At 70.9% G+C, this 17,235-nt stretch carries 17 protein-coding genes; 8 read left to right on the top strand and 9 right to left on the bottom strand.

The features are described from left to right. Positions 1-9: 9 nt before the first annotated feature. Positions 10-351, bottom strand: a complete 342-nt coding sequence (locus F4559_RS31270) for a hypothetical protein (protein WP_184674679.1) — start codon at positions 349-351, stop codon at positions 10-12. A 69-nt stretch (positions 352-420) separates the two neighbouring features. Here F4559_RS31270 and F4559_RS31265 point away from each other — a divergent pair, with 69 nt between their 5' ends. Next, positions 421-1,185, top strand: a complete 765-nt coding sequence (locus tag F4559_RS31265; protein ID WP_184676426.1) for an NUDIX hydrolase — start codon at positions 421-423, stop codon at positions 1,183-1,185. Next, positions 1,182-1,946, top strand: coding sequence for an MBL fold metallo-hydrolase (locus tag F4559_RS31260; RefSeq protein WP_312865913.1), 765 nt, complete (start codon positions 1,182-1,184; stop codon positions 1,944-1,946). The genes F4559_RS31265 and F4559_RS31260 overlap by 4 nt, the downstream gene beginning before the upstream one ends. Positions 1,947-2,086: 140 nt before the next feature. On the opposite strand, the gene dnaN is transcribed toward F4559_RS31260, so the two are convergent. The 4 genes from dnaN to F4559_RS31240 form a co-directional block, all read right to left on the bottom strand. Beyond that, on the bottom strand, positions 2,087-3,187 hold the full coding sequence (dnaN, locus tag F4559_RS31255) for a DNA polymerase III subunit beta (RefSeq protein WP_184674678.1): 1,101 nt from the start codon (positions 3,185-3,187) through the stop codon (positions 2,087-2,089). Positions 3,188-3,231: 44 nt separating this feature from the next. Continuing rightward, complete coding sequence (locus F4559_RS31250) at positions 3,232-4,455, bottom strand: MFS transporter (protein WP_184674677.1); 1,224 nt, start codon at positions 4,453-4,455, stop codon at positions 3,232-3,234. Positions 4,456-4,835: 380 nt separating this feature from the next. Next, positions 4,836-5,510, bottom strand: a complete 675-nt coding sequence (locus F4559_RS31245) for a Crp/Fnr family transcriptional regulator (protein WP_184674676.1) — start codon at positions 5,508-5,510, stop codon at positions 4,836-4,838. Between the two features lie 202 nt (positions 5,511-5,712). Continuing rightward, a complete protein-coding gene (locus F4559_RS31240; protein ID WP_184674675.1) occupies positions 5,713-5,964 on the bottom strand; it encodes a hypothetical protein in 252 nt (83 codons plus the stop codon). A 167-nt stretch (positions 5,965-6,131) separates the two neighbouring features. On the opposite strand from F4559_RS31240, the gene nth reads away from it, so the two are divergent. From nth to F4559_RS36640, 6 genes are read left to right on the top strand one after another with little or no spacing between them, the layout of a single operon-like run. After that, positions 6,132-6,887, top strand: coding sequence for an endonuclease III (gene nth / locus F4559_RS31235; protein WP_184674674.1), 756 nt, complete (start codon positions 6,132-6,134; stop codon positions 6,885-6,887). After that, positions 6,884-7,483 (top strand): TlpA disulfide reductase family protein, encoded by a 600-nt coding sequence (locus F4559_RS31230; RefSeq protein WP_184674673.1) that lies wholly within the window; start codon positions 6,884-6,886, stop codon positions 7,481-7,483. Before nth ends, F4559_RS31230 begins: the two co-directional genes overlap by 4 nt. Positions 7,484-7,500: 17 nt before the next feature. Continuing rightward, complete coding sequence (locus tag F4559_RS31225; RefSeq protein ID WP_184676420.1) at positions 7,501-8,127, top strand: NUDIX hydrolase; 627 nt, start codon at positions 7,501-7,503, stop codon at positions 8,125-8,127. Positions 8,128-8,139: 12 nt separating this feature from the next. Then, positions 8,140-9,327: a MarP family serine protease gene (locus F4559_RS31220; RefSeq protein WP_184674672.1), complete on the top strand. Its 1,188-nt coding sequence runs from the start codon at positions 8,140-8,142 to the stop codon at positions 9,325-9,327. A 2-nt stretch (positions 9,328-9,329) separates the two neighbouring features. Further along, positions 9,330-11,099 (top strand): ATP-binding protein, encoded by a 1,770-nt coding sequence (locus F4559_RS31215; RefSeq protein WP_184674671.1) that lies wholly within the window; start codon positions 9,330-9,332, stop codon positions 11,097-11,099. Further along, positions 11,096-12,397 carry an AAA family ATPase gene (locus tag F4559_RS36640; protein WP_184674670.1) on the top strand — a complete coding sequence of 434 codons (1,302 nt, stop codon included), beginning with the start codon at positions 11,096-11,098 and terminating at the stop codon, positions 12,395-12,397. The genes F4559_RS31215 and F4559_RS36640 overlap by 4 nt, the downstream gene beginning before the upstream one ends. Here F4559_RS36640 and F4559_RS31205 read toward each other — a convergent pair. From F4559_RS31205 to acs, 4 genes are all read right to left on the bottom strand, one after another. Beyond that, positions 12,341-13,249, bottom strand: coding sequence for an alpha/beta fold hydrolase (locus tag F4559_RS31205; protein WP_184674669.1), 909 nt, complete (start codon positions 13,247-13,249; stop codon positions 12,341-12,343). The genes F4559_RS36640 and F4559_RS31205 overlap by 57 nt on opposite strands. A gap of 2 nt (positions 13,250-13,251) precedes the next feature. Then, entirely contained in the window at positions 13,252-13,713 is a 462-nt protein-coding gene (locus F4559_RS31200; protein ID WP_184674668.1) for a phage holin family protein, read from the bottom strand. A 49-nt stretch (positions 13,714-13,762) separates the two neighbouring features. Further along, positions 13,763-14,920 carry a Na+/H+ antiporter NhaA gene (gene nhaA / locus F4559_RS31195; RefSeq protein ID WP_184674667.1) on the bottom strand — a complete coding sequence of 386 codons (1,158 nt, stop codon included), beginning with the start codon at positions 14,918-14,920 and terminating at the stop codon, positions 13,763-13,765. A gap of 127 nt (positions 14,921-15,047) precedes the next feature. Then, positions 15,048-17,024: an acetate--CoA ligase gene (acs, locus tag F4559_RS31190; RefSeq protein ID WP_184674666.1), complete on the bottom strand. Its 1,977-nt coding sequence runs from the start codon at positions 17,022-17,024 to the stop codon at positions 15,048-15,050. Between the last annotated feature and the right edge of the window lie 211 nt (positions 17,025-17,235).

The raw sequence follows: 17,235 nt of genomic DNA, 5'->3' as shown, positions 1-17,235 counted from the left end.
TCCTGCCGCTCACCGGCCGTGGAGGTAGTACGACTCGGGGACGAAGATCCGCCCGCCCTTCTCGAACCGCAGTTCGACGCCGCCTTCGACGCGGGTCAGCACCGGGTGGTCGTCCCACCCTTCGGGAATCGGGACCACGTAGCCGTGGTCGGCGGTCTGCCCGAGCCACACCTCCAGGTCGTCGCCCTCCCGCTTGACGTACATGCCGGGCAGGTCGCCGGCCGGGTCGTGGGCGCTGATCAAGGAGGTCGAGGGCAGGAACAGCAGCACGGCCACGATCGCGGTCAGCACGGTGCCGAACGCGGCACCGACGGCGAACAGCACGACGTTGACCAGACAACCCTTCTTCACGGGATCATCTTCGTGGTTAGGCTCGCGGACGTGCGTGAACTTCCGCCGGAACTGGTCGTGCCGCCGTCGATGGTGCCCGACGAGGCACCGGACCCGCCGGTCGTGCCGCGCGACGCGGCGACCGTGGTGCTGGTGCGCGACGGCTCGGCGGGGCTGGAAGTCTTCCTGTTGCGACGCGTGGTCGGCATGGCGTTCGCGGGCGGCATGACCGTGTTCCCGGGCGGCGGTGTCGACCGGCGGGACGCGGACGCCCCGGTCGCGTGGACCGGTCCGCCCCGCGAGTGGTGGGCCGGGAGGTTCGGCTGCACACCGGAGTCGGCCGCGGCGTTGGTGTGCGCGGCCGTGCGGGAGATGTTCGAGGAATCGGGCGTGCTGCTGGCCGGGCCGTCGCCGGACACGGTGGTCGCGGACACGGCCGCCTACGCGTCGGCGCGGGCGGCGCTGGTCGCCCGCGAGCTGTCGTTCGCGGAGTTCCTCAACGCGGAGGGGCTCGTGCTGCGCGCCGATCTGCTGCGGCCGTGGGCGAACTGGGTGACGCCCGTCGACGAGCCACGCCGCTACGACACGCGGTTCTTCGCGGCCGTGCTGCCTTCGGGCCAGCGTGCGGACGGCGAGACCGCGGAGGCGTCGGACGCGGTGTGGCAGCGCCCGGCCGACGCGGTGGCCGACTGGCGGGCCGGGCGGCGCCTGCTGCTGCCGCCGACCTGGGCGGCGTTGGCGGACCTGGCCGAGCTGGGGACGGCGGCCGACGTGCTCGCCGCGGACCGCGAGGTCGAGAAGATCATTCCCAAGCTGGTGCGCGACGGCGCGGTGATCCGGGTGGTGGTGTCGTGAGTTACGGGGTGTTGCGCCAGGTCACGGACTCGGCGGGGGTGCTGCTCGCGGAGAACCCGGGCGTGATGACGTTGGACGGCACGAACACGTGGGTGCTGCGTGCGCCGGGTGCGGAGTCGGCCGTGGTCGTCGACCCCGGCCCGCCCGGTACGCACCTGGACCGCCTGGAAGCACTCGGACCGGTCGAACTCGTGCTGCTGACCCACGGCCACCCCGACCACTCGGAAGGTGCGGTGGAGTTCGGACGCCGGGTCGACGCACCAGTACGCGCGGTCGACCCGACGTTCCGCACGGGCACCGGGTTGGACCACGACGAGGTGATCAAGGCCGGCGGGCTGGACCTGACCGTGCTGCGGACGCCGGGGCACACGTCGGACTCGGTGTGCTTCGTGCTGGCCGACGCGGTCCTGACCGGTGACACCGTGCTGGGTCGGGGCACGACGATCGTCGCCCACCCGGACGGGAGGCTGGGCGACTACCTGGCTTCGTTGCGCCTGCTCGCCGGCCTGCCCCCGGGTCGGCTCGTGCTGCCCGGCCACGGCCCGGTGCTGCCGGACGTCGTGGCCGCGGCCGCGGGCTACCTGGCCCACCGCGGGCAGCGCCTGGACCAGGTGCGGGCGGCGGTGGCGGAACTGGGCGGCACGCCGACGCCACGCCAGGTGGTCGAACTCGTGTACCGCGACGTGGACCAGTCGCTGTGGCCCGCCGCCGAGTGGTCGGTCCGAGCGCAGTTGGAGTACCTGCGCGAGGCCGGTGCCTGACGGCGAACCGCCGGCCGGGTGGGTGAGGCCGGTGTCTCGGACCGGGTGCTCTGGATCGGGCGGCCATGGAATGCGCGTCGTGCGTGGAAGCGCTGCCGGGTGGGCCGGAGCACCACCCGGCAGGACGCCTTCCGCCTTGGTCAGGACACCGTGCGCAGGGGCACCACCAGGTAGGTCAACTCGACGCCGTCGTCCCCCGCCTGCGCGGTGAGCACCGTGGACCGCAGGCCGTCCTGGATGCGCAACTCCACCCGTCGACCGCTGAACGCCTTCAACGCGTCCGACAGGTAGCGGGCCTGGAAGGACTTCGTCAGGCGGTTGCCGTCGACCGTGGCCTTGATCGACTCCTCCGACTCGCCGGCCTGCGGGTCGCTGCCGCGCACCCGCACCTCGCCGTCGTCGACCTGGAGCGTGACCGCGCCGTGCGGTCCGGCGTAGGGAACCGCCCGGCGCACCGCGCCCGCGAGGGCGTCGGCTTCGACCAGGACCGTGCTGTCGATGGTGGCCTCCAACAGTTTCCGCGCTCGATCATCCGGGAACGGCGCCGCCAGCAGCGCCGTGCTCACGCTTCCCCCGCGCCACGCCAAGGCCAGCCGGTCGTCGTCGGCGTGCAACGACACCTCGTCACCGGCGCCGGGCTGCCGTACGACCTCGGCCAGCAACGACGCCGGCACGAGTACGTCCAACTCCCCGCCGCTCCACGGCAGGGACGAGTACGCCATCCGGTACCGGTCGGTGGCGATCAGTTCCAGCCGCGAGCCCGCACCCTGCACGTGCACGCCCGTGAACACCGGCAACGCGTCCTCCTTCGACGCCGCACCGGCCACCGGCACGACGGCGGACGCCAGCACCCGCGCCGTGATGCGCCCGGCCAACGGTGGCAGCGCGGGCACGCCAGGATGGGAGTGCAGGTCCAGCAACGGCAACGCGAACCGCCCCCGCCCGGTCCGCACGGCCAGCCGCGACCCCTCCACCACGACCCGGACCTGCGGCTCGTCCAACCCTCGCAACGTCTCGGCGAACGGTCGCGCGGGCACCAGCACCGCCCCCTCGTCGTGCACGGTCGCCGCCCGCGACAACGACACCGCCCGCTCCCGGTCGTTGCCCGCCAACTCCACCCCGGAGCCGGTCGCCCGCAGCACCAACCCCGCGATCACGGGGTCGACGACGCGCGTGGGCAGCAGCCGGGCGACGTCGGCGGCGGCCGACGCCAGCCCGGCGGTCGAGGCGGTGAAGTCCATAGGTGGGAACAGTAACGACGCCCACCGACAATTCCGCCGGATCTTCAGTGGACGATCAGCCGCGGGACGTCGGCCGACGCGGCCACCGTCCCCCGGAACGCCCACACGGCCGCGGCCACGACCAGCCCGGCGACCCCCGCCGCCACGAAGGCGGCCTGCGTCCCGTACGACTCCACGAGCTGTCCGCTGACCGACTGCCCCAACGCCAGTCCGACGGTCACCGCCGTGATCACCCAGCCGAACGCCTCGGTGGCGGTCCCCGCGGGCGCGACCTGCTCCAGCGCGGCCGAGTGCGTGGTGGCCTGCGGCGTGATCAACGTGCCCACCACGAACAGCGCCACACCCAACCCGATCAGCGTGGTCGGCACCGCCAGCAGGAACGACAGCAGCGCGAACCCGCCCAGCAGCACCGGCAGCCGCAGGTGCATGGCCCGGGGGAACGGCTTCATCGCGTAGAGCACGCCGAACAGCACCGAGGACACCGACCACAGGCTCAGCAGCAGCCCGCCCATGCCGACGTGCCCGGCTTCCGCGGCGGCGGCCGGCACGGCGACCTCGATGAACCCGATGGTCACGCCGAAGCCCAGTGCGGCGAGGGCGACCGTCCGCATGCCCGGCGAGGCCAACGCCCCGAGCAGGTCACGGGATTCGTGCTCCGGCCGCACGCCGCGCACGGTCGGGTTCAGCGCGAACCACAGGGCGCCGATCACCATGGACGTCGCGCCCAGCACGACACCCGTCCCGGCCCACGGCGCGGTCACCAGCAGTCCGGCCAGACCCGGTCCGAGGATGAAGAACACCTCCATGCTGATGGCCTCGTACGCGAACCCGGCGTGCCGCGCGTTGCCGGGCGGCAGCACCTGCTGCCACAGGGCCCGCGAGGCGGATCCGACCATGGGTTCGGTCAGTCCGACGCCGAACGTCAACGGCATCAGCACGGCCAGGTGCGCACCGGACTCGACGGCCAGGACCGCGAGCGTCACGAAGACCGCGAACAGCCCGGTCACGCGCAACAGCGGCCGGGTGGGTCCGTACCGGTCCATCAGCCGGCCCTGCACGATCGAGCCGACGGCGACGCCGATCAGGGAGGCGGCCGACACGAGTCCGGCGGTGGCGAACGAGCCGCTCACGCTGCGGACGTAGAACAGCATCGACAGCCCGACCATGGCGATGGGCAGGCGGGCGAGGACGGATGCGACGACGGGTCCGCGCATGCCCGGCGTGGTCAGGGCGGTGCGGTAGTCCGTAAGCCGGGCAGAGTGGGACATGCGTACCAGTGTGCAGCACAGTGGTACGGGCGTACCACTGTTTGGCCGGTGTGGTCCGTCACGCGGATCGCAAGATCACAATCGGGTCACAACAATCGGATGACCGGGTGAACACCTCGACGGAAAGCCCTGAACAGCACGTCTGTGAGGGTGAAAACACTTGAGACGCACCGCGGGGGACGTGCGATCGTTGAACCACCACCTCTACCCGGTTTCACCGGGATCGGGGGCGGGTATCCGAACCTCCTTCCGGTGTTACCCAGGGTCGGGGCCTGCGGACACCGGAGGTGTGGAAGCGCGGTTCCGTCGGGGGATGGACACGCGCAGGGCAAGGCCGGTGCGCCGCGTCGGGGGCGGCGCCCGGTCTCTGCTCCGTTTTTCTAGCGTGCGCGACGGGCGAGACGCTCCGGGTCCAGGATCAGCACGCTCTTGCCTTCCAGCCGCAGCCAGCCGCGGTGCGCGAAGTCGGCCAACGCCTTGTTCACGGTCTCGCGCGACGCGCCCACGAACTGGGCGATCTCCTCCTGCGTCAGGTCGTGGGTGACCCGCAGCAGACCCGCCTCCTGGCTGCCGAAGCGCTGCGCGAGCTGCAGCAACGCCTTCGCGACCCGGCCGGGGACGTCGGTGAAGATCAGGTCGGCCAGCATGGAGTTCGTCCGGCGCAGCCTGCGGGCCAGCGCCCGCAGCAGCTGCTCGGCGATCTCCGGCCGGTTGGTGATCCACTGCCGCAGCGCGGGGCGGTCCATGCTGACCGCGCGCACCTCGGTGACCGTCGTCGCGGTGGACGTGCGCGGACCCGGGTCGAAGATCGACAACTCGCCGAACATGTCCGACGGCCCGAAGATCCCCAACAGGTTCTCGCGACCGTCCGGCGACTTGCGGCCGATCTTCACCTTGCCGGACTGGATGATGTAGAGCCGGTCACCGGGCTCGCCTTCCGCGAAGATCACGTGTCCACGCGGGAACTCCACCGACTCCAGCGTCTGCGCCAGAGCCTCTGCCGCGCCCGCTTCCACGCCCTGGAAGATGCCAGCCCGTGCCAGGGTCTCGTCCACCTCGTCCCTCCTGTCGAGACGCGACGGCATGGTCGAGCGCGTTCCGCCTTCTGGCGGATCCAGCGCCTGCCGTCGATCACTGAGTGCAGTCTAAGGGCTGATCGGCGGTTCGCCTTTCGGCACGCCGTCGACCGACCTCCCGACAGCCCGAAGAGGCCCGTGGGGTGTGACCCCGCGGGCCTCGTAAAACGGTCCTTGCCCGCTAACGGCGCGGGCGCCGCTGCCGCAGGCTCCGGGCACGACCACCCAGCCGGCGCAGGCGGAACAGCTCCAGCGCGCGGCCGATGCCGTGCCCGTAGAGCGCCCTGACCTCGTCGGGTCGGGCCGACTCCAGGAACTCCTCGACCTCGTCCTCCTGGACGGCGACGTGGCGCAGTCGTGCTTCGACGCGCTCCATGAAGAGCGCGAAGAACATGATCACGATCGGAACGGCGATGACGAACCAGGCAGTCATGATGGCTCCGATCCTTGCGCATCGGGGTAACCCGCACGCTTGCGGGGTGGCTGAACGTGTCACTCGCAGGGTGGACGCGTACGCACCGCATCCGGTTGCCTGCCGCCGGTTACCCGGCCGTCGATCGTTCAACCGGCGGCACCTTGCCACGCAGTACGGTTGGTCGCATGGCGAAACGCCCCGAGACGCAGCTCGGACTGACCCGCCGGGCACGCCGCACGGTCCGGGTCCTGGCCGAGGGCTATCCCGACGCGCACTGCGAACTCGACTTCACCACACCGCTGGAACTCCTCGTCGCCGTCGTGCTGTCCGCGCAGACCACCGACGTGCGCGTCAACCAGGTCACCCCGGCGCTGTTCCGCCGCTACCGCAAGGCCGCCGACTACGCCTCGGCCGACCGCGCCGAGCTGGAGGAGTTCGTCCGCACGCTGGGCTTCTTCCGGGCCAAGGCGAACTCGCTGATCGGCCTGGGCTCGGCCCTGGTCGAGAAGTTCGGCGGCGAGGTGCCGGGCAAGCTCGACGACCTGGTCACGCTGCCGGGCGTGGGCCGCAAGACCGCGAACGTCGTGCTCGGCGACGCGTTCGGCGTGCCCGGGATCACGGTCGACACGCACTTCGGCCGGCTCGTGCGGCGCTGGGGCTGGACCGAGGAGGAGGACCCGGTCAAGGTCGAGCACGCCATCGGCAAGCTGATCGAGCGCAAGGACTGGACCCTGCTCTCGCACCGGACGATCTTCCACGGCCGCCGCGTCTGCCACGCCCGCACGCCCGCGTGCGGTGCCTGCTTCCTCGCGCCCCAATGCCCGTCCAGTGACGTCGGCCAGCAGGACCCGGTCAAGGCCCAGAAGCTGGTCAAGGGCGACGAGGCACCCCACCTGATCGCGCTCGCCGAACGCGTCCGCGCGGGGGAGAAGCTCGCGTGAGCAAAGGCACGAGGTGGGCGCTGACCGCGCTCGTGCTGGTCGTCGCCGGCGTGATCGCGCTGTGGCCGCGCGCCTCCGAGGAGCCCGCGCCCGGCGACCGCGGGTCCGACTTCCAGGCCAAGCCGCCGCCGGACCTGATCATGGCGCGCAACCAGGCCGCGCTGCGCCCGTGCCCGAAGGGCGAGGGCGGCCCCGAGGTGCTGCGCGGCGTCACCGCGATCTGCCTGGGCGACGGCGAGCAGGTCGACGTCGGCGCCGCCACCGCCGGCCGCACGCTGGTCAACTTCTGGGCCACGTGGTGCGGCCCGTGCCAGGACGAGCTGAAGGTGCTCGACGCCTACGCCCAGCAGCCCGGCGCCGTGTCCGTCGTGGCCGTGCAGGTGCAGAGCAAGGAGGCCGACGGCCTCGAACTGCTCGCCAAGCTCGGCGTGCACCTGCCCTCGGTGTTCGACGAGGCCGACGGCGTGCGCCGCGCGGTCGGCACGCCCGCCCGGCTGCCGGTCAGCTACCTGGTCGGCACCGACGGTTCGATCACCGAGATCGCCTCGCCCGCGGTGTTCGACACCGTCGAGCAGGTCCGCGAGGTGGTGGGGTGACCGACGTCCCCGACTGGATGCGCGGCCTGGCACTGGCCGTCGACGGACTCGACCACCGGGCGTTCACCCGCATCTCGCCGCCGCCCGCCGGCGTGATCACGCGCCCGGCCGCCGTGCTGATGCTGCTCGGTGAAGGCGCGGACGGACCCGACGTGTTGCTGCTGCGCCGCGCCGACACCCTCGGTTCGCACCCCGGCCAGGTCGCCTTCCCCGGCGGCAAGGTCGACCCGACCGACGACGGTCCGGCCGACACGGCGTTGCGCGAGGCGTTCGAGGAGACCGGTGTGCTGCGCGCCGGCGTGACGGTCGTGGCCACGCTGCCCGAGCTGTTCGTGCCCGTGTCGATGTTCGTGGTCACGCCCGTGCTCGCGTACTGGCACCGGCCCGCGCCGGTCGTGGCGGTCGACGCGAACGAGACCGCGGCTGTGGCCCGCGTGCCGCTGGCGCACCTGGCGGACCCGGCCAACCGGTTCCGCGTGCGCCACCCGTCGGGCTACGTCGGGCCTGCCTTTTCCGCGCCGGGCATGCTGGTGTGGGGGTTCACCGCCGGGCTGCTCGGCCGACTGCTCTCCCTGGGCGGCTGGGAACGCCCGTGGGACCCCGACGACGTGCGCGACCTGGAGCCCGCGTCGCGTGCGCTGTAGCCGGAGGTGTCCTTGAACTGGGTCGACGTGCTCGTCCTCGCGCTGGCCGCCTTCGCCGCGGTGTCCGGTGCCCGGCAGGGGATGGTCGTCGCCCTGCCCGCGTTCGTCGGCGTGCTCGTCGGACTGGTCCTGGGCACGCAGCTCGCGCCGCTGGTCGTGTCGAGGTTCGACAACGTGGTGACCAAGGTCGTGTTCGCGGTCGGCATCGTGGTGCTGCTGGTGGCGTTGGGCGAGACGCTGGGCGTGTACGTCGGGCGGATCATCAAGGCCAGGGTGAACGCGAGTCCGTTGCGCGGCGCGGACAACGCGTTGGGCGCGGTTGTGCAGGGTGCCGTGGTGTTCGTGGTGGCGTGGATGATCGCGCTGCCGCTGACCGCCGTGGCGGGCCTGCCGTCGTTGTCGAAGTCGTTGAACCAGTCGGTGATCCTGTCCACGGTCGACGACGCCATGCCGCAGGCGGCGCGGACGTTGTCGCAGGACCTCGAAGCCCTGTTCGACGTGTCGGGTTTCCCGTCGCCCACGAACCCGTTCGACGACACCCCGTTGCGCAACGTCGACCCGCCCGACGCGGCCCTCGCCGCCAACCCGATCGTGCAGAAGCTCAGGCCCAGCGTGGTGAAGGTGCGTGGCCGTGCGCCGTCGTGCTCGCGGGCGTTGGAGGGGACGGGTTTCGTGATCGCGCCGCACCGCGTGATGACGAACGCGCACGTCGTGGCCGGGACGAACGAGGTCAGCATCGAGGTCGGAGTCGGTCAGTTCGACGCCGTGGTGGTGCACTACGACCCGCGTACGGACGTCGCGATCCTGGCCGTGAACGACTTCGACGCGACCCCGTTGGCGTTCCGCACGGACGAGATCAACCAGGGCGAGGACGGCATCGTGCTCGGGTATCCGCTGGACGGGCCGTACACGCCGTCGGTGGCGCGTGTGCGTGAACGCATCCCTGTGTTGCGTGGACCGGACATCTACGACGGGCAGACGGTCGAGCGTGACGTCTACACGATCCGCGCCAAGGTCCGCAGCGGTAACTCCGGCGGCCCGCTGGTCGATCCCCAGGGCAGGGTGATGGGCGTCGTGTTCGGCGCGGCGGTGGACGACCAGGAGACGGGTTTCGTGCTCACGGCCCAGGAGGTGGCCGACGAGGTCGCCAAGGCTCCCGAGCTGACCCGTCAGGTCTCCACGGAGGGATGTGCTTCGTAGCCATGATCCTGGTCAGCCACTCGCCGCAGGACCGCGAGATCGCGGAGAAACTGGTGGACGCGCTGGTCGGGAGCGAGGTGAGCGCCCGCCTGTCGACCGAAGGCGAACCGGTCTTCGCCATGACGCAGTTGCTGATGGTCTTGGGACGAGGCATCGACTCGCGCCTGCTGGTGCAGGCGCAACGGGTGCAGCGTGCGGGCGGCGAGGTGATCGCGGTGGAAACGGGTCGGGGACCCGAAAGCCGGTCGGCCCCGCGCGAGCTTCGCACCTGGCCGACCGTCAGGGTCGATCCCGACAGTGCGCTCTCGATTCTCCGGTTCGTCAGCCAGGTCCGGTACGCGTTCGTCGATCGGGAGGCCGTGTCCCCGGGCTCCCACCGTGTCGGAAGTCCGGTAGAGGTGGAGCGGGTCGCCGAGGTGTTCGCCGCCGCCGGGCGGCCGTTGCGCGAGGTGGGTCGTCAGCTCCTCCGTCCCGGTCCGGTGTGGGTGTCGGTCGTGTCGGAAGCCGAGTACTCCGAGGTCGAGGAGTTCTCGAAGCACCTCGCGAACTACCAGCGGATGGCGTACTTCGTGCACGTCGGGGAGTTGCCGGACGACGTGCGGCTCGGCCTCGACCGATTACGGGTGCAAGGCACGCCGGTCATCACGGTCCGGGAGCGGTCGCTGCGGGCGGCCTTGGCGGATCAGCGGACGGCCGCGTTCCTGCACGAACTCGAACGCGACTACGGCAACAGTGACAACCTGTTCGACACCCGCAACGCCCTGGTCGACGAACGTGCCCTGTTCGGCCGCGACGTCCTGCTCAACACCATCGGCAGCGCGTTGAAGCGCCACGAGAACGTGCTGATCACGGGCCTGCGCAAGATCGGCAAGACCAGCCTGCTCAACATCCTGCGCCAACACCTCGCCGACCGGCCGGTCTGCCGGGTCGACCTCCAGCGCTTCGACCCCCACACCGAGGACTGGCCACGCGAACTGTTCGCGCTCATGGTCGAGGCGTTCGACAACTGGGCCCGCCTCAACGACCACGACTGGCCCTTCAAGCCGTCCCGCCCGGCCACCGTCACCGGACTCGAACGCGAACTCGACGCCCGTCAGGATCATCTCGGCAAGCACACCCAACTCGTCGTCATCCTCGACGAACTGGAGCGGGTCTTCCCCGCACCAGGCGAGCAAGAAGCCGCCCGACGATGGATAACCGCGACCGGTGGCCTGAGAGCCCTCGCCCAAGGCGATCGTCGGCACGTCGTGGTGGTGGGCGCCGACCTGCGCCCGGAGGTCAACCGCGTCAACGGCCTCGACGCCGGCACCAACCCGTTCTTCGCCTTCTTCCAGGAGATGCCCGTCTCCCCGCTCGACCACGACGCCGTGAAAGACCTGGTCCACGACGTTTCCCGCGCGATGGGCATCGAACTGGTCACCGTCGACTTCATCGAGAACCTCTTCGGCCACACCGGTGGCCACCCGTCCCTGGTCCGCATGCTCGCCGCCGAGGCGTACCGCCAACGCGCCGAACCCAACGCCTTACGCGGCCCGGACCTGGCCAAGGGCCTGGAACACCTGGACGACCTCGACGCCGTGGACTCGTTCCTGCGCAACAACATCTGGCAGCTCATGACCCCGGCCGAACGCGAGGTCGCCGCCGCCCGCATCCACGACCGGCCCACGCCCGACTTCCTGTCCCGCCGCCAGGAGAAAGAAGCCTCGGCCGCCCTGAAAACACAGGGCCTGGAGAAGATCGGCCTCTTCCGCCGCTGGGTGGAGGACGAGTGAACCCGTACCACTCGTCGGACCTGTTCGTAGGCCGCCACAATCACCTGGCCCGCCTCAACGCCATGCTCGACCGGGGTCGCTCGGTCCTGCTGATCGGCGGCCGACGGGTCGGCAAGACCACCCTCCTCCGCCGGGTCGAAGTCGGCCGGACCCTGATCCGCACCGACACCACCGGCTGGGACCTGCACGACGAGTCCACGGCCTTGGGTGCCCTTCTGGGCGCGCTCAAAGGCGGCGACCACCCCGCGGCCACCCGCCCCGACATCCGCGACGCCCTCGACGACGTCCGCCCACTCGCCCTCGTGATCGACGAGGCCGACCGCCTGCTGCAAACCCGCTGGGGTCCGGGTTTCTTCGCCTACCTGCGCTACCTGGACGACACGTACCTGCGCGACGACATCGCCGTCCTGCTCGCCGGCGGCCCGGTCCTGGCCTCGTTCAAGGACCCGGACGACCGGGGCTCGCCCCCGCTCAACACCGCCGAGACCAGCCACGTCCAGCCGCTCGACCGCGCGGCGGTGGCCGAACTGGCCGAGAACGCGGACGTGGACATGGTCTTCGACCAGGCCGGTGGTCACGCGTGGCTCACGGTCCGTCTCCTGGCGGCGTTATGGGACGGCCAAGACCAGGAAGAAGCCCTGGACACTGTCTTCGACCACGCCGTCACCACCTTCCACGCCTGGCACCGCCAACTCGGCGAGGACGGCCGTGACCTGCTCCGCGAACTCCCCATGACCCGCCAGGCCCTGCGTGCCTCACGCTGGCGCGAAGCGGCGGTCGTCGGCCGTTGCGTCGGCGCGGTCCGCTACGTCGACGACGTCCTCCAGCCCGGCCCCAGGATCTTCACCGAATGGCTGCTCGGCCGCCCCGAGGACGAACTCGCCTACGACCTCGCGATCTCCTACGCCTCCGAAGACACCGCGATCGCCCACGAGATCCAGAAGGCCCTCAAGCCGCACTTCAAGGTCTTCTACGCCCCGGACGAGCAAGGCGCCTTGTGGGGCAACGACCTCCACCGCGTGCTGCCCAACGTCTACGGCGCCCGAAGCCGCTACGTCCTCGTGCTCAGTACGAACAGCTACGTGACCAAGCACTGGACGAGGCTCGAATACGACTCCGTCACGGCGAATACACCCGGCCGCGTCCTCCTGGTCGACTTCGGCACCCTGCCCGAGGACCGCCCGGCGGGCATGGTCTACCGGGGCTCGTCACCAGGCCAACTCGTCGCCCTGATCGACGCCTTAAGAGCCAAACTGTCCGAGGAAGTCGGACAACAGCCGCCCCACGGTGTGCGGTGACTCCTCGTGCGGGAAGTGCCCCACCTCGGGCACCTCGTGGTGCACGGACTCGACCGCCCACGCCGAGCTGTCCGTCTCCGGCATCACCGGGTCCAGGGTTCCGTGCAGCCCCAGCACCGGCACGCCGAGCCGTTTGTCCACGGCCTCCGCGAACCGCCGTCCGTCCGAACGCAACTGCGACCGCACCGCCCACCGGTAGTACTCGGCCGAGCAGTGCGCCACGCCGGGGATCGTCATCGCCGACCGGTTGCGCCGCAGGACCTCGTCGAACTCCGACGACACCGTCCACTTCGGACCGGCCCACGAGGTGATCAGCCGTCCGACGGCGGCACCGGATTCGGCGAGCAGCCACCGTTCGGGGTGGAACGGGAGCTGGAAGCGGAACACGTGCGCGTGCCGCCGGGGGTTGCGCCGGATCGCCCGCCGCAACGTCAACGGGTGCGGCGCGGCGATGGCCGTGACCGAGTCGACGAGCCGGGGGTGCATGGCGCCGACCGTCCACGCCAGCAGCCCGCCCCACGCGTGCCCCACGAGATGCGCCCGACGCGCGCCCAACGCCTTGACCAGCCCGGCCACGTCGCCGGCCAGCGTGAACCCGTCGTAGCCGCGTGGCGGCTTGTCCGAGTCCCCGTACCCGCGCAGGTCCACGGCCACGGCCCGGTACCCGGCTTCGGCCAGGGAGACGAGCTGGTGCCGCCACGTCCACCAGAACTCGGGGAACCCGTGCAGCAGCAGCACGAGCGGTCCGTCGCCGAGTTCGGCAACGTGCAGCCGGATGCCGTTCGCGGACACGTCCCGGTGCGTCCACGGTCCTGCCACGCGCACGCTCGACGGGTCCGGCGGCAGCCGCACGGTCAGCGGGCTTCGCCGCGGTGGCGCAACGCCGCGACGGTGTCCCGGGCGGACTCGATGGTGCGTTGCGGCGCCCGCAGCTTCTTGAGCTTGCGGAAGCCGAGGAACGCGAAGAAGCCCGCGAACGCCAGCATCCCGCCGAAGTCGATCAGGTAGGCGGCCCAGCTCGGCAGCCACACGGCCAGCAGCTCGCCCACGAAGATGAAGAAGAAGAACAGGCTGAACAGCAGCACCGTCAACGCGACGATGAAGTAGACGCTGCCCTTGACGGCCTTCTTGATCTCGCCCGCGATCTCGGACTTGGCGAGTTCGACCTCGGCCCTGACCAACGTGGACAGGTGCGCCGTCGCGTCGCGGACCAGGCCGCCGATCGAGGTCTCCCCGGCGATCCGCTCCGGGGTCTCCGCGCTGAGCGGGATGGACGGGATCGGGGGCACGTCGCCGCCGTCACGAGCGCTGGTCACCGCTTCATCGTGCCATGGCCGACCCTCCGGAGCCGGACAGGCGGCTTGATCACGTGTCGGCCCGGTGCGCGCGACGGCGTCGCAGCAGCAGGACGGCCGCCAGGAGCGATGCCACGAGCGAGGCGAGCAGCACGGCGGCCTTGGCCCGTTCGGCGGCGTCGTCGTCCAGCGCCAGGTCGGAGATCAGCAGGCTGACCGTGAACCCGACGCCGCCGAGCATGCCCACGGCCACCAGGTCGCGGAACCCCGCACCGGCCGGCCACACCGCGACTTTCGAGAAGACGGCCACCGCACAGGCCCCGACGATCCCGATGACCTTGCCCACCACGAGCCCGAGCACGATCCCGACCGCGATCCGGTCGTGCGGCAACGAGGACAACGCCTTCGCGCCCACCGGCACCCCGGCCGCGAACAGCGCGAACACCGGCACGGCGAGTCCGGCCGACCACGGCTGCAACCGGTGCTCCAACCGCACGGCCGGTGCTTCGCGTTCGTAGTGGTCACGTCGCACACGCGTGAGCAACGCCAACGCCACGCCCGCGATGGTCGCGTGCACCCCGGCTTCGTGGACGGCGAACCACGTGCCGAGAGCCAAGGGCACGTACACCCAAGGTGTCGTGACGCGTCGGTGTTGCAGGAACGCATAAAGCCCCAGCAGCACGATCGCGACCGCCAGGAACAGCGGGTCGAACCCCGTGGTGAACAGGACCGCGATCACCACGATCGCGCCCAGGTCGTCCACCACGGCCAGGCTCAGCAGGAACACCCGCAGGCTGCTCGGCAGCCCGGACGCCGTCAACGCCAGCACCCCGAGCGCGAACGCGATGTCCGTGGCCACGGGCACCGCCCACGCCCGCTCGACCCCCGGTGTGCCCCACCCGACGCCCAGGGCGATCAGGGCCGGCACGACCATCCCGCCGACCGCCCCGATCACCGGCAGCACGGCCGCCTTCACCGAGTTCAGCTCGCCGACGACGAGTTCGCGCTTCAGCTCCAGCCCGGCGACGAAGAAGAACACCGCCAGCAGCCCGTCCGACGCCCACGCCCCGACCGTCAACGGTCCGAGGTGGAAGTCGCGCACCCCCAGGTACCAGGGGGACAGCGGAGAGTTGGCCAGCAGCAGCGCCACGGCCGTGGCGGCCAGCAGCAGCGACCCGCCGACGGTCTCCGTGCGCAGGTAGCGGGCGAACTCGGACGGCTTGCTCACGGGCGGCTCCAGGTTCCGGCGGACACGACAGATCCTCGTGCCGACCAGACTTCCCGGCTCACCTTGACGGAATCCTAACGCGAAGAAGCGCCCCACCCATTACGGGTGGGGCGCTTCTCGCAGCCGGTCAGTCCTCCGAGGACCCCGAGTTCAGGCCCTGGGAGATGAGCGTCATCACCGACGAGTCGGCCAACGTGGTCACGTCGCCCACCTGCCGGTTCTCGGCCACGTCGCGGAGCAGCCGGCGCATGATCTTGCCCGAGCGCGTCTTGGGCAGCTCCGGCACGACCAGGATCTGGCGCGGCTTGGCGATCGGGCCGATCTCCTTGGCCACGTGGTCGCGCAGCGCCTTGATCGCGTCGGCGCCGTCCGAACCCTCGGCCACGCCGCCACGCAGGATCACGAACGCGACGATGCCCTGGCCGGTCGTCGGGTCGGACGCGCCGACCACGGCGGCCTCGGCCACGGTCGGGTGCGAGACCAGCGCGGACTCGACCTCGGTCGTGGAGATGCGGTGACCCGACACGTTCATCACGTCGTCGACCCGGCCCAGCAGCCAGATGTCGCCGTCGGCGTCGTACTTGGCGCCGTCGCCGGCGAAGTAGTAGCCCAGGTCGCCGAAGCGCGACCAGTACGTGTCGCGGTAGCGCTGCTCGTCGCCCCAGATGCCGCGCAGCATGCCCGGCCACGGCTGGTCGAGGACCAGGTAGCCGCCGCCACCGTGCGGGACCTCGTTGCCCTGGTCGTCCACGACCTTGGCGCCGATGCCGGGCAGCGGGCGCTGCGCCGAACCGGGCTTGGTGGAGGTGGCGCCGGGCAGCGGCGAGATCATGATCGAGCCGGTCTCGGTCTGCCACCAGGTGTCCACGATGGGCGCCTTGCCGCCGCCCACGTTCTCCCGGTACCAGATCCACGCCTCGGGGTTGATCGGCTCGCCGACGCTGCCGAGCACGCGCAGCGTGGACAGGTCGTACTTGGCCGGGATGTCCGCGCCCCACTTCATGAACGTGCGGATCAGCGTCGGCGCGGTGTAGTAGATCGAGACGCCGTACTTCTGCACGATCTCCCAGTGCCGGCCCTCGTGCGGGGTGTTCGGCGTGCCTTCGTAGACGACCTGGGTCACGCGGTTGGACAGCGGGCCGTACACGATGTAGCTGTGGCCGGTGACCCAGCCGATGTCGGCGGTGCACCAGTAGACGTCGGTGTCCGGCTTGAGGTCGAACACGTTGTAGTGCGTGTACGACGCCTGCGTGAGGTAGCCGCCGGACGTGTGCAGGATGCCCTTGGGGTTACCGGTGGTGCCCGAGGTGTAGAGGATGAACAGCGGGTGCTCGGAGTCGAACGCCTCCGGCGTGTGCTGGTCGGACTGCTGCGGCACCAGGTCGTTCCACCAGATGTCGCGGCCCTCGGTCCACTCGACCTCGGTGTCGGTGCGCTTGACCACGAGCACGTGCTCGACGCTCTTCGCGGCGGCCACGGCCTCGTCGACGGCGGGCTTGAGGGCGGCGGGCTTGCCACGCCGGTACTGACCGTCGGTCGTGATGACGAGCTTGGCCTGCGAGTCCTCGATGCGGGTGCGCAACGCCTCGGCCGAGAAGCCGCCGAAGACCACGCTGTGCAGCGCGCCGAGTCGGGCGCACGCGAGCATGGAGAAGATCGCCTCGGGGATCATCGGCATGTAGATGGCGACGCGGTCCTCGGCGCCCACGCCGAGACCGGCCAGGGCGTTGGCCGTGCGGGACACCTCGCGCTGGAGTTCGGCGTAGGTGATCGCGCGGCTGTCGCCGGGCTCGCCCTCCCAGTGGATCGCGACCTGGTCGCCGTGGCCGGATTCCACGTGCCGGTCGACGCAGTTGTAGGCGACGTTGAGCTTGCCGCCGACGAACCACTTCGCGAAGGGGGCGTCCGACCAGTCGAGGACCTGGGTCCACTTCGTGTCCCACGACAGCCGCTCGGCCTGCTTCGCCCAGAACGCCTCGCGGTCGGCGTTCGCCTCCTCGTAGAGCGCGGCGGTGGCGTTGGCCTGCGCGGCGAACTCGTCGCTCGGCGGGAACGTCCGGTTCTCCGTCAGCAGGTTGTCCAGTGCGGCTGGCGGCTGGGTCATGGGGGCGGACCTCCTGAATCCGGTGGGGTGCGCATTGACGCTAGTGCCGATCCGCCCCTTGCGCACCCAAAAGGTTCAGACCAATTTCGGCGCGGTTCGACACGTGCGGGTAACTGTGTAACGCGGCGGCCCCGCGCTGACCACGGTGATTCCGCCGAGTGACACCTCCGCTGCGACCAACGGCACATCCCGTGACACCAGTCACGTCGTG

It is taken from the genome of Saccharothrix violaceirubra (assembly GCF_014203755.1).
Lineage (GTDB): Bacteria > Actinomycetota > Actinomycetes > Mycobacteriales > Pseudonocardiaceae > Actinosynnema > Actinosynnema violaceirubrum.
This window is presented reverse-complemented; position numbering and strand designations above follow the sequence as displayed.